The organism is Nocardia neocaledoniensis, from assembly GCF_029868625.1.
GTDB lineage: Bacteria > Actinomycetota > Actinomycetes > Mycobacteriales > Mycobacteriaceae > Nocardia > Nocardia neocaledoniensis_A.
The window spans coordinates 15,503-27,161 of record NZ_JARWOJ010000204.1; the positions used below are offsets into that span (position 1 = coordinate 15,503).

The 11,659-nt window shown below is 69.9% G+C and carries 11 protein-coding genes; 6 read left to right on the forward strand and 5 right to left on the reverse strand.

The window, feature by feature from the left end:
- Positions 1-135 precede the first annotated feature (135 nt).
- From QH270_RS14995 to QH270_RS15005, 3 genes are all read left to right on the forward strand, one after another.
- Positions 136-1,359 (forward strand): PucR family transcriptional regulator, encoded by a 1,224-nt coding sequence (locus tag QH270_RS14995; protein ID WP_280342292.1) that lies wholly within the window; start codon positions 136-138, stop codon positions 1,357-1,359.
- A gap of 65 nt (positions 1,360-1,424) precedes the next feature.
- Positions 1,425-1,976 carry an NADAR family protein gene (locus QH270_RS15000; protein WP_280342294.1) on the forward strand — a complete coding sequence of 184 codons (552 nt, stop codon included), beginning with the start codon at positions 1,425-1,427 and terminating at the stop codon, positions 1,974-1,976.
- A gap of 119 nt (positions 1,977-2,095) precedes the next feature.
- On the forward strand, positions 2,096-2,596 hold the full coding sequence (locus QH270_RS15005) for a DUF4189 domain-containing protein (protein ID WP_280342296.1): 501 nt from the start codon (positions 2,096-2,098) through the stop codon (positions 2,594-2,596).
- A gap of 68 nt (positions 2,597-2,664) precedes the next feature.
- Here the strand turns inward: QH270_RS15005 and QH270_RS15010 are convergent, their stop codons facing one another.
- The 3 genes from QH270_RS15010 to QH270_RS15020 are packed head-to-tail and all read right to left on the reverse strand — an operon-like array spanning position 2,665 to position 5,209.
- Positions 2,665-3,327, reverse strand: coding sequence for a methionine ABC transporter permease (locus tag QH270_RS15010; protein WP_280342298.1), 663 nt, complete (start codon positions 3,325-3,327; stop codon positions 2,665-2,667).
- The gene (locus tag QH270_RS15015; protein ID WP_280342300.1) at positions 3,327-4,340 is read right to left on the reverse strand and encodes a methionine ABC transporter ATP-binding protein; all 1,014 of its coding nucleotides are present in this window, start codon (positions 4,338-4,340) and stop codon (positions 3,327-3,329) included. Before QH270_RS15015 ends, QH270_RS15010 begins: the two co-directional genes overlap by 1 nt.
- Positions 4,337-5,209 (reverse strand): MetQ/NlpA family ABC transporter substrate-binding protein, encoded by an 873-nt coding sequence (locus QH270_RS15020; RefSeq protein ID WP_432420367.1) that lies wholly within the window; start codon positions 5,207-5,209, stop codon positions 4,337-4,339. The genes QH270_RS15015 and QH270_RS15020 overlap by 4 nt, the downstream gene beginning before the upstream one ends.
- Before the next feature lie 131 nt (positions 5,210-5,340).
- On the opposite strand from QH270_RS15020, the gene QH270_RS15025 reads away from it, so the two are divergent.
- Complete coding sequence (locus QH270_RS15025; RefSeq protein WP_280342303.1) at positions 5,341-6,207, forward strand: MetQ/NlpA family ABC transporter substrate-binding protein; 867 nt, start codon at positions 5,341-5,343, stop codon at positions 6,205-6,207.
- A 2-nt stretch (positions 6,208-6,209) separates the two neighbouring features.
- Here the strand turns inward: QH270_RS15025 and QH270_RS15030 are convergent, their stop codons facing one another.
- A complete protein-coding gene (locus QH270_RS15030; RefSeq protein WP_280342305.1) occupies positions 6,210-6,758 on the reverse strand; it encodes a GNAT family N-acetyltransferase in 549 nt (182 codons plus the stop codon).
- A gap of 14 nt (positions 6,759-6,772) precedes the next feature.
- Positions 6,773-7,687 carry a Ku protein gene (locus tag QH270_RS15035; protein ID WP_280342309.1) on the reverse strand — a complete coding sequence of 305 codons (915 nt, stop codon included), beginning with the start codon at positions 7,685-7,687 and terminating at the stop codon, positions 6,773-6,775.
- Positions 7,688-7,796: 109 nt separating this feature from the next.
- Here QH270_RS15035 and QH270_RS15040 point away from each other — a divergent pair, with 109 nt between their 5' ends.
- Together QH270_RS15040 and QH270_RS15045 are read left to right on the forward strand one after the other, a co-directional pair.
- Entirely contained in the window at positions 7,797-8,879 is a 1,083-nt protein-coding gene (locus QH270_RS15040) for a lycopene cyclase family protein (protein ID WP_280342312.1), read from the forward strand.
- A 327-nt stretch (positions 8,880-9,206) separates the two neighbouring features.
- Entirely contained in the window at positions 9,207-11,564 is a 2,358-nt protein-coding gene (locus tag QH270_RS15045; RefSeq protein WP_280342315.1) for an MMPL family transporter, read from the forward strand.
- Positions 11,565-11,659 lie beyond the last annotated feature (95 nt).

The following is an 11,659-nucleotide window of genomic DNA, read 5'->3' on the forward strand; positions in this document are numbered from 1 at the left end:
AGAGGAGTAGAAGGTGAGTAGTCGCTCATTCTAGAGTCATGATCACGAAGAAGCCGCCAGTGTTGGCCATCACAGTGCCCGCACCGCGGAAGCAGAACCACCGACGGCGGCGCCGCGGTGTGGAAGGAGCCGACGATGATGACCATCCCCGTGGACGGAGCACCGATGTGGCAGCCGCTGCGCGATGTCCGGACTCTGACCGGCAAGCTCGTCGGCCACTTCGTCGACACCGTCGCGACCTGCCGGACGCTGCCCGGCGACGCCATCTCCGGCGACGTCACCACGGTCACCCGGCTGTGCCTGGAGATCGTCGGCGGCATGCTCGACGGGCGTGACGAGACCGAACGGCTGAACCGGCTCTCGGTCGCCGCGGCGGGCTGGGCACGCGAGGGAGTGCCGATCGACACCATCCTGCACGCCTTCCACGAGGGTTTCCGGCTCGGGTTCGACGCGGTGTTCGCCGAGGCGACCAACGGCGACCGGGCGGCGATGATCGAGGGCTTCCGGCGGGCGGTCGCGATGTCGGACCTGTTGTGCACCACGGTGACTCGCGCCTACATCCGGGAGCACCGCGATATCGCCGGCGAGCATCACACCGCCGTGCACACGCTCACCTCGGCACTACTGGCCGGTCAACCGACGGTGACGATGGCCAGGGAGTGCGGGATCGCCGTGGCCGACGCGTATTCGGTGCTGGCGCTGTCCATCCGGCGGCGCGTCGACGGCGACGATCCGCGCGTGAACTCGGTCGTCGCCGCGCGGCGTACGCTGCGCCGGGTGCAGGCGGCGCTGGCCCATCACGGCGGTGACGAGGTGCTCTCGCTGTTGTCGGTCGACGGCGGGACCCTGCTCATCCCCGCCGACCTGATGGACTCCGATGCCTTGGACGCCCTGGTGGCCGCGCTGTCCCGGGCCGCCCGCGTGGCGGTGACGGGCGCGCTGGTTCCCGCGAACACCGAGGACATCCCCGCCGCGGCCGAACGCGCGCACGAACTGCTCGACATGGTCGAACGCCTCGACTGCGCCCCCGGCCTCTACCGTTTCGGCGATCTGGCCCTGGAGTACCAGCTCACCCGTCCCGGCCCCGGCCGCGCCCGCCTGGGCGAACTCCTCGCGCCGCTGGACAACCATCCCGAACTCTACGAAACCCTGCGCGTGCACATCGCCAACAACATGAACCGCCGCCGCACCGCCCGCCTGCTGCATATCCACACCAACACCGTGGACTACCGCCTGCGCCGCATCGCCCAGCTCACCGGCCTCGACCCCACCCAGGGCTCCGGCCTGTGGCAACTCCGCTCCGCCATGATCGCCCGCAGCTTCCACACCGGCCCCACCCTCGAGGCCCGCCTGGCCTGAATCTCGCTGGCGGACCGGCACTCTCCCTGTATATGGTGTCTTTGACCAAAACTGGGGAGGGTGTCATGACCATCGCAACGGTAGACGAGCTGCGCACCGCGATCGCGCAGGGGCTGACGCCGAAATACCTGACCTTCTGGGGTCATCAGCCGCGACCGGACGGTGCGATCGGCGCCGGCTGCCTGAGTCAGTGGTGGCCGGCGACCTTCGTCGTCGACGGCATCGAATTCGCCACCGCCGAGCACTACATGATGTGGCGCAAGGCCATGCTGTTCGACGACGAGCGCACCGCCGCGCAGATCGTGACGGCGACGCACCCCGGCCAGGCGAAGAAGTTGGGCAGGCTGGTCCGCGGCTTCGACGACGCGCTGTGGCAGCGTGCCCGGTTCGGGATCGTCGTCGCGGGCAGTGTGGCGAAATTCGGGCAGCACGCCGGGCTCCGTGATTACCTGCTCGCCACCGGTGAGCGCGTGCTCGTCGAGGCGAGTCCGCAGGATCGGATCTGGGGAATCGGGTTGTCGGCCGGTGATTCCCGGGCCGCCGATCCCGCGACATGGCGCGGCCTCAACCTGTTGGGGTTCGCGTTGATGGCGGCGCGGGCCACGTTGTCCGCGTAGCGAGTTTGTCGGTGGGGATTGTTAGTCTGGGGCGGCTGGTGAACCGGGAGGATTCGCCGGCGGCTTGCTCGGGTCGGCTTTCGCTGTGGGGTCGACATTTTCGATGGGGAGAATCTCTGATGTCTGTTGTGGGCAGGTATGCCCTGGGTGTGGCCGCGGCGTGCGCGGCGGCCGCGTTCACCGTCGTGACGGCCGGTCCGGCCGGGGCGGCGGAGAGCGGCGTGGCGATCGCCGAGGCGCCCGGATACACCGCGGTGTCGCGCGACGGCGGGTTCCAGACCGCGTCCGGTGACCTGTACGGCGCGCTGGCGTTGTCGTCGCAGGAGGCCGTGGTCGCCTCGGCGGTCAACTACGGCAGCTGGGAGGCGGCGAGCCAGGCGGCCCTGGCCGAGTGCGGCGTCCGGGACTGCCAGGTCGTCGTCGAATTCCGCAATGCCTGTGGCGCGGTCGCCCAGGGCGCGGACTACCGGTTCGGCTGGGCCTGGGATCACTCCCAGGCCGCGGCCGAGCGGGCGGCGGTGGATGTGCTGGGCATCAGCGCTGCGCCGTTCCCGGACCCGGGCTCGGCCTCGCCGCGGGCGGCGAGCGTCATTCTCTCGGCGTGCACGTCGAACGTCTGACGGAAACCAACGCGAGCGGGGCAACGGACGAACCTGTCCGTTGCCCCGCTGTCGTTCGCGCGAACTACTCAGCGGCGCAGCACTTTCCTGGCCAGCCCGTTGCCGAGGAACTGCACGCCCTGCACCCCGGCGATGATGATCAGCGTGGCCACGATGGTGACCTCCCAGTCGAACTGCTGATAGCCGTAGACCAGCGCGAAGTCACCGAGCCCGCCACCGCCGACCGTGCCCGCCATCGCCGAGATGTCGACGATCGCGATCACCACGAACGTGTAGCCGAGGATCAACGGGCCCAACGCTTCCGGGATCAGCAACGTGAGAATGATCCGCAGCGGCCCGGCCCCCGCCGCTCGCGCCGCCTCGAGTACCCCCGGATCGACCGTGACGAGGTTCTGCTCCACGATCCGCGCGATACCGAACGTCGCGGCCACGATCATGACGAACAGCGCCGCCTCGCTGCCGATTGTCGTACCCACCACCTCCAGGGTGATCGGGCCGAGCGCCGCCAGCAGGATGATGAACGGAATCGGCCGCACCACATTGACCAGCACGTTGAGCACGAGATGGATCGGCCCGTTCGCCAGCAGTCCGCCCTTGCGCGTGGTGTAGAGCGCGGTGCCCAGGATCAATCCGAGCGTTCCGGCCACCACGAAGGTCACGCCGACCAGGTAGACGGTCGTGCCGATCGCCTCGAACAAGGTGGGCCGCAACTTCTCCCAGTTCGTCTCCATCAGCCCGCCTTCCGTTCGAGGTCGGCGACTACCCGGTCCACGGCGTCGTCGGGGCCGTGCAGTGCGAGAGTGATGCTGCCGAAGGTCTTGTCCTGCAGGGTGCTCACGCCGCCGTAGACGATCTCGAACCGCACGTCGGCGGCGGTGGCGGCGGCCAGGGCCGCGCCGATGCCGCTGTGGTCGTCGACGTCGACGGTGACCAGGCGTCCGCCGTGCAGCTGTCCCAGCCGCTCGAGTTCGGCGGCGTCGGGCCGGTTGTGCAGCACGGTCGCGACGAACGACTTGGTCGGCGCGGCCCGTGGCGCCGCGAAAACCTCGAACGTGGGGGCCAATTCGACGATCCTGCCCTGCGCCAGCACCGCGACCCGATCGGCGACGGCCCGGATCACATCCATCTCGTGGGTGATCACCACGATCGTGACCCCGAGCTCGGTGTTGATCTTGCGCAGCAGCCGCAGCACCTCGCCGGTGGTCTCCGGATCGAGCGCGGAGGTCGCCTCGTCGGCCAGCAGCAGCGAGGGCGAGGTCGCCAGCGCCCGCGCGATCCCGACGCGCTGCTTCTGCCCGCCCGAGAGCTGATCGGGGTAGGCGCGCGCCTTGTCGGTGAGCCCGACGAACTCGAGCAGCTCGGCGACCCTGGCCTTGCGCTCGGCCCGTTTCCACCCCGCCACCTTCAGCGGGTACTCGATATTGCCCGCGGCAGTGCGTGAGCGGAACAGGTTGAACTGCTGGAACACCATGCCGATGTCGCGACGCAGCCGCCGCACCGCCGACTCCGGCACCCCGGTGATGGGGGTGCCGGAGATCGTGACGGTGCCCGAGGTCGGCTTCTCCAGCGCGTTGATCAGGCGCACCAGGGTCGACTTGCCCGCGCCCGAGTAACCGATCACCCCGAAGATCTCGCCCTGCTCGATCCGCAGGTCGATGCCGTCGAGGGCGACATGGCGGTCCGCGCCGCCGCCGAAAACCTTGGAGACCGACCGGAATTCGACAGCGGCCGCGGCCGCGCTCACTTGTTCGCCCGGATGCCCTGCTGCACCCGGTCGAGGATCTGCTCGAGCTCGGCGCCCGGCCGGGTGACGGCCACCGCGGTGTTCTTGGTGACCTCGGCGTGCGCGGCGGCCACGGCCGGGTCCTTCCAGATCTCGACCAGCTTCAGCAGCGTCGGATCGCTCTTGTCCTCGGCCCGGGTGACGATGACGTTGATGTAGGGCTCGGCGGCCGGATTCTTCGGGTCGTCCTTGTACAGCGCCGACTGGGGATCGATTCCGGCCCGGTCGAGGAAGGTGTTGTTGATGATCGACCCGTCGACCGAGGCCAGGGACAGCGCGGTCTGCGCGGCGTCGACGGGGGTCACCCGCACCTTGGACGCGCCCGCGTCGATGTCGGCGGGCGTCGGCTGGGCGGACGTGCCACGCAGCGTCAGCAGCCCGGCGGCCTGCAGCACGAACAGCGCGCGGGCCTGGTTGGTCGGATCGTTGGGGACGGCGATCTCGCCGCCCGCCGGGATGTCGGCCAGTGCCTTGTGCTTCTTGGAGTACAGGCCGAGCGGCACGATATAGGTGGCCCCGATCGGGGTCAGGGTGTCGGAGCTCGCCACGTTGTACTGCCCGAGGAACTGCAGGTGCTGGAACAGGTTGACGTCGATCTGCTTCTGCGACAACGCGGCATTGGGCTGCTTGTAGTCGGAGAAGTTGGTGACCTTCAGCGTGATGCCCTGTTCCTTCGCCTTCTGCTCGAAGACCTCGAACGCCTTGTCCTTGTCCGTGGTGCCGATGCGCACGACGGTGCCGGACTCCGCCTCGCCGGATCCGCAGGCCGTGAGGGTGAGGGCCGCGGTCGCTACCAGGACCGGGATCGCCAGTACCCGACGGAATTTCACTATGACTCCCGAATTGCTCGCTGTGGGTGAACCCGGTCATCCAAGCCGCGCGCGACCCCCGCCGACAACGGTTCGGTTCGCCTCGAGCACAACCCTCGCAAACTCTTGGACGCCCGTCTAAATTGCCGACAATGCGAATCCTGCGCCGTCTGCCGGCGATTCCGGTCCTGCTCGCGCTCGTCCTCGGCGGGGCGGGGTGTGGGAACGATCACCCCGACGACGTCGTGCGGATCGGAGTGAACGACATCGCCCAGCCGCACTGGGACATCTACCGGACCAAGGCCGCGGAGCAGGGCATCACCGTCGAGTTCGTGAACTTCACCGACTACAAGCAGCCCAACCCCGCGCTGGCGCAGAAGCGAGTGGACCTCAACAAGTTCCAGCACGTGCGCTACCTGGCGAATTACAACGTCGCCAACAACGACACCCTCGTGCCCATCGGCGCCACCGAGATCTTCCCGCTCACGTTGTATTCGAAGAAGCACACCTCGGTCGCCGACATCCCGCGCGGCGGCGAGATCACCCTCAGCAACAATCCCGCGCAGCAGGTGCGTCCGCTGCTCGGCTTGGCGGCGGCGGGGCTGATCGTCCTGAAGGGCGGGGCCACCTGGGACTCCAAGATCGAGGACGTCGACACCGCGGCCTCGAAGGTGTCGCTCACCGCGATCGATCCGACCCTGACCGCGCAGTCCCTCGACAGCGTCGACGCCGCGTTCGTCGACGACACCTTCGCGGGTCCGGCCGGGCTCACCCCTCAGCAGATCATCTACACCGACGACCCCGAGCGGCCGGAACTGAAGCAGTACATCAACATCTTCGCGGCGCGTGCCGAGGACAAGGACGACCCGACCCTGCGGAAACTGGCTCAGCTCTACCACGATCCGGACGTCGTCGCCGCGGTCCGGGCGGAAACCGGGTACGCGGGCATCTTCAAGACCAACGACCCGGCTGACCTCCAGGCGACACTGCGTGAGCTGGAAACGAAGTTCCGGAAGTAGCGTCAGCGACGAGGGTGATCGACCGAGAGGCGGCCGCGGCGGATGAGGTCGTGGCGGGTGGTGGCCGACATCGGTGGTAGTGGCTGCTCACCGGTGCCGGAATCGTCGGGGTTCGGGCGCACCAGCAGGGTGACGGTCGCGGCGGGGACGAACCCGGCGCTGGTCATCAGGGCGCCGGAGGCGCTGTTGCGGTCTTCGACGTCGGTGACGATGTGCCGGGCGCCGCGGGCGAACAACGCCTCCGAGCACACGTCCACGAGCCTGCGCGCGATGCCGTGGCCCTGCATGTCGGGAGCCACCGCGATCCACTCCAGGTAGGCCCAGTCGTCGCGATGCTCGAACTCCATCGAGCCCAGCACGAAACCGACGACGCGGTCGGAGTCCAGCGCCACCCAGCAGGCGTTGTCGGGGCTGTCGAGATGCTCGGCGACCGCCGTCAGCGACCACGAGGTGTACGGCTTGGTGGTCGTGTCGAACACCTGATGGCCGAGGTCGAGGACTTGACGCAGATGTCCCAATCCCATCGGAACGACAGCGATCGCGAGGTCCATGGGCCCAGTGTGCCCTACGCCCCCTTGCGCGCGGCGGTCTTGCTCGCCGTGGATTTGCTCGCGGCCTTACGCGGCGCGGCCTTCTTGGCGGCGGACTTCTTCGCCGCCTTCTTCGGCGCCGGTTTCTCCTCGGCGGCCTCGCGGCGGCCGCTGGCTTCGAGGCTGCGCTGCAACGCGGCGACCAGGTCGACGACCTCGGCGTCGGGCGCCTCCGCGGGTTCGGCCGCTTCGGCGGACTCGACCTTTCCCGTGCCGCTGGCGATCGCCTCGTCGAGCAGCTTCTGCAATTCGATCTGATATTCGTCGGTGTACTCGCTGGGGTCGAAATCGCCCGACATCGACTCGACCAGCGTTTCGGCCATCTTCAATTCCTGCGGCCGCGGCGCGGGGGCGTCGCCGAGCGAGGGGAAGTCGACCGCGCGCACCTCGTCGGGCCACAGCAGCGTCTGCAGGACGAGCACGCCATCGCGGACCCGAAGCGCCGCCAGCCGGGTCTTCTGCCGCAGGGTGAAGTGCACCAGCGCGGTCTTGTCGATGCGCTCCAGCGTGGCCGCCAGCAGCTGATACGCCTTCGGCGTCGCGGAGTCCGGTTCGAGGTAGTAGCTCTTGTCGAACAGGACCGGATCGATCTGGTCGGAGGGCACGAATTCCAACACGGGTATTTCGTGTTTCTCGGCCGCGGGCAGTTTCGCGAAATCGGCGTCGGTGAGCACCACCTGGTCGCCGTCGGGGGAGACGTAGGCCTTGTCGATATCGGAATACTGAATGGATTTGCCGCACACCTGGCAGACACGGTCGTATTTGATCCGGCCGCCGTCCTTGGCGTGGACCTGATGGAACCGAATATCGTGGTCCTCGGTCGCGGTGTAGACCTTGACCGGGACATTGACCAGCCCGAATGCGATCGAGCCCTTCCAGATCGATCTCATAGCCCCATCATTACCGATAATTCACGGCGGGGCGAGCGCACGGCACCGAACCGCCGCCGGTCCGTGACGCGGCGGTGCTTGAAAATGTGGCGTCTGATCCAATCGTCGGGTGAACGGCGATGTGATCATCTGTGGGCTGGGCCCGGCCGGGCGGGCGGTCGCGCATCGGGCGCTGGCCCATGGCCTGGCGGTCACGGTGATCGATCCGCACCCCGACCGCGCGTGGACACCGACCTACGCGGCGTGGGCCGACGAACTGCCCGCCTGGCTCGACCCGGTGGCCGTCGCCGCGACCGTCCCGGCACCGACGGCCTGGGCGATCGGCGAGCACCGGCTCGACCGCGCCTACCAGGTCCTCGACACACCGGCGCTGCAACGCGCGCTGACCGTCGAGGGCGCCAGGGTCCTCGCCGACCGGGCGGTCGAGGTGGACGCGCGCAGCGGCGTGGTGACCACGGCCTCCGGTCAGGTCGCCACCGGGCGTGTGATCGATGCCCGTGGGCTGACCCGCTCGCCGCGCCGCGCCGAGCAGACCGCCTACGGCGTCCTCCTGCGGCGGGACCGGCTCGGCTCCGATCCGCCCACCCTGTTCATGGACTGGCGGCCGGACAACGGCGCCGAGCCCGGCGCGCCGGCCTCGTTCCTCTATACCGTCCCGCTCGGCGCCGAATTCCTGCTGTTCGAGGAGACCTGCCTGGCGGGCCGCCCGGCCCTCGGCCTCGACGAGTTGCGGCGCAGGCTCGAACATCGCCTCCGCGCGCGCGGAATCCCCGTCACCGGGGCCGAACCCGTGGAGCGGGTGCGGTTCCCGGTGGAGGGCGGTCGCCCCGGCCGGGGCCGATTCGGCGCGGCGGGCGGATCGATCCATCCCGCGACCGGTTACAGCGTGGCGGCCTCGCTGCGCGCGGCCGATGCCGTCGCCGCGGGTGCGACGCCGTGGACGGCCGAGGCGCGAGCCGTGGCGGGCCTGCGCCGGGCCGGACTGCGCGCGCTGCTCGCCCTGCCGCCGCACGAGACCGCCGTCTTCTTCGAGACCTTCTTCGGTTTGCCCACGCCGTTGCAGCGCGCCTACCTCTCGGGCACCGACGATCTGGTGGGCACCGTCGCCGCCATGCGCGCGCTGTTCACCGCGTTGCCGCCACGCCTGCGCCGCACCGTCGCGACGGCCGTGGTCGGCGGCTCTCGGCCCTGACCGTTCCTGGTGGCACTCGCCGCGAATTGCTCAGTGGCACAGGGAAATCGGGGGCACCGCGCCCCTCCGTCGACCGACGGCGGCAAGGCGCGCGTGGCGCGGGCGCGGCCGCTCGGCCCGCACGGCGGCGGGACGGCGCTCGGCGCGGGCACCCTGACCCGCCCCGAGGACCCGCGCACGCGCCACGATGTTGCTACCATCGCCGGGCGAACGCGCCGACCCGCCAACAGGTTCGGGCCGCCGAGGCGGACCGGCCGGTGATCGGCCGCCGCCCCGCGGATCCAGGTGCGCGAGCGCGCGAGGCGTGACGAGTAAGGGGTATATCCGGTGTTCGAATTCACCAGGCGGCGCAGCCGCTGGGTGCTCGGGGTTTTCGCGGTGCTGGCGCTGGTGCTCGGCGCGCTCGGCGCCACGCTGTTCGAGCGGGTGGAGGGCGGCGGATACACCGATGCCGGCAGCGAGTCCAGCCGCGCGCTCGAAGTACTGCGCGCGGAATTCGGTCAGGCCCCACCGAATCTGCTGCTGCTGGTGGAGACCGAGGACTCGGTCGACGATCCCGAATCCACCGCCGCGGCCACCGCGCTGGTCGCCAACCTGCAGGAACGCGACGGCGTCGCCGAGGTGCTGTCGTACTGGACCACCCACCAGCCCGCGCTGCGCAGCGTCGACGGCAAGCAGGGCATGATCCTGGCGAGCGTGCTCGGCACCGAACGCGAGGTCGACCTGCGCGTCGCCGCCATCGCCGACGAGCTCACCGGGCAGCAGGGTTCCCTCCAGGTCCGGGTGGGCGGCTTCGCCATGCTGCTGCACGAGACCGTCGAACAGAGCAAGACCGACATCGTCAAGGGCGAGGCGATCGCGTTCCCGCTCACCCTGATCGCGCTGCTGTTCGTCTTCGGCGGCCTGGTCGCGGCCAGCCTGCCGCTGCTCGTCGCGGTCGCCACGGTGCTCACCACCATGGGCACACTGTGGCTGCTGACGCTGTTCATCCCGCTCTCGGTCACCGCCACGAACGTCGCCACCCTGCTCGGGCTCGGCCTCGCCATCGACTACAGCCTGCTCGTGGTCAACCGGTACCGCGACGAACTCGCCGACGGCCGCGACCCGGCCGGCGCCGTCGCGACCACGCTGCGCACCGCCGGACGCACCGTGGCCTTCTCGGCACTGACCGTCGCCGTCGCGCTGGCCGGTCTGCTGTTCTTCCCGCAGCTCGCCATCCGGTCCATGGGCTACGCGGGCATCGTCGTCGCGGCACTGGCCGCGACCGTCTCACTGACCGTGCTCCCGGCCACGCTGCTGCTGCTCGGCACCCGAATCGACAAGGGCCAGCTCGGCTGGTGGTTCTTGCGGGCGCCGCGTCCCGCTCCCGGCGAAGGCGCCTGGCACAAGCTGGCCACCGCCGTCATGCGCAAACCGATCCCGATCGGGCTCGCTGTCACCGCCGTGCTGCTGCTGTTGGGCGCGCCGTTCCTCGGGGTGAAACTGGGCTTCCCGGACGAACGGACCCTGCCGGAGTCGATGAACTCCCGGCAGGTCACCGAGATCGTGCAGCGCGACTTCGGCGAGAGCGACCAGAACACCCTCGTCGCGGTGCTGCCCGAGAGCGCCTACAGCGCCGCGGGCCTCGACGCGATCGCCCGCGAGATGTCGGATCTGGACGACGTCCGCCGGGTCGACACCGCCACCGGCAGCTACGCCCAGGGCGGCCTGCTGGTCGAACCCGCCGCGGCCAATGCCCGCTTCCGCGCCGAACGCGCGGTGTACCTGTCGATCGTGCCCGCCACCGCCGACAGTGACGAGCTGTCCGCGCTGGTCGAGCGGGTCAGGGCGGTGCCGACACCGAGCACCCTGCTCGTCGGCGGCGTCGCCGCGGCCAATGTCGACTCCCTCGCCGCCATCTCCGACGCGCTGCCGTGGGCACTGGGCTTCGTGCTGATCGTGATGCTGGTCGTGCTGTTCGCGCTCACCGGCAGCGTGGTGCTGCCCGTGCTCGCGATGGTGCTGAGCGCGTTGAGCCTCACCGCCACCTTCGGCGCCCTGGTGTGGATCTTCCAGGACGGGCACCTGTCCGGGTTGCTCGGTTTCACCGTCACCGGTGACCTGGCCGCCACCGTGCCGGTGATGCTGTTCGCCGCCGCGTTCGGCCTGGCGATGGACTACCAGGTGTTCCTGCTCGCGCGCATCCGCGAGGAATACGACCGCACCGGCAAGAACGAGACCGCCGTCGCGCTGGGGCTCGAACGCACCGGGCGCATCGTCACCGCCGCCGCGATCCTCATCTCCCTGGTGTTCCTCGGCTTCCTGGCCTCCGACATCACCTTCATGAAGGCGTTCGGCATCGGCCTGCCGCTGGCGGTGCTCGTCGACGCGACGCTGGTGCGCGGCATCCTGCTGCCCGCGGCCATGAAGGTGCTCGGGGACGCCAACTGGTACGCCCCGGAGTTCCTGCGCCGCCTGCACGACCGCTGGGGCCTGGACGAGGGCGGGGCGAGCCGATCGCCGAAACACGATGTGCCGGTGCGTGATCCGCTGGGCGTCGTCACCGCGGGCAGGCCGGAGGCGGCCGCCGAGCCGGTGGTGCTCGATCCGCTCGCACGGGCGGAACAGGCACGGGCCGAGGCGGCGCGCGCCGAGGAGTCCGACGGGTTGGCGAGCACGGCGAATCGCGCCGAGACCATCGACTGACCCGAATCCCCCCCCCCCGGCCGCGGGGGGGGGGCGGGGGAGGGACAGAATACCCCCCGGGGCGGGGGGGGGGGGGGGGGGGGGTTGTTTGGGGG

What these genes read in the sequence shown, in the direction of transcription:
- QH270_RS15000 (WP_280342294.1), top strand. Translation starts at nt 1,425, where the DNA reads ATGACCATCGCAACGGTAGACGAGCTGCGCACCGCGATCGCGCAGGGG.
- QH270_RS15005 (WP_280342296.1), top strand. Translation starts at nt 2,096, where the DNA reads ATGTCTGTTGTGGGCAGGTATGCCCTGGGTGTGGCCGCGGCGTGCGCG.
- QH270_RS15030 (WP_280342305.1), bottom strand. Translation starts at nt 6,758, where the DNA reads ATGGACCTCGCGATCGCTGTCGTTCCGATGGGATTGGGACATCTGCGT.
- QH270_RS15035 (WP_280342309.1), bottom strand. Translation starts at nt 7,687, where the DNA reads ATGAGATCGATCTGGAAGGGCTCGATCGCATTCGGGCTGGTCAATGTC.
- QH270_RS14995 (WP_280342292.1), top strand. Translation starts at nt 136, where the DNA reads ATGATGACCATCCCCGTGGACGGAGCACCGATGTGGCAGCCGCTGCGC.
- QH270_RS15025 (WP_280342303.1), top strand. Translation starts at nt 5,341, where the DNA reads ATGCGAATCCTGCGCCGTCTGCCGGCGATTCCGGTCCTGCTCGCGCTC.
- QH270_RS15010 (WP_280342298.1), bottom strand. Translation starts at nt 3,327, where the DNA reads ATGGAGACGAACTGGGAGAAGTTGCGGCCCACCTTGTTCGAGGCGATC.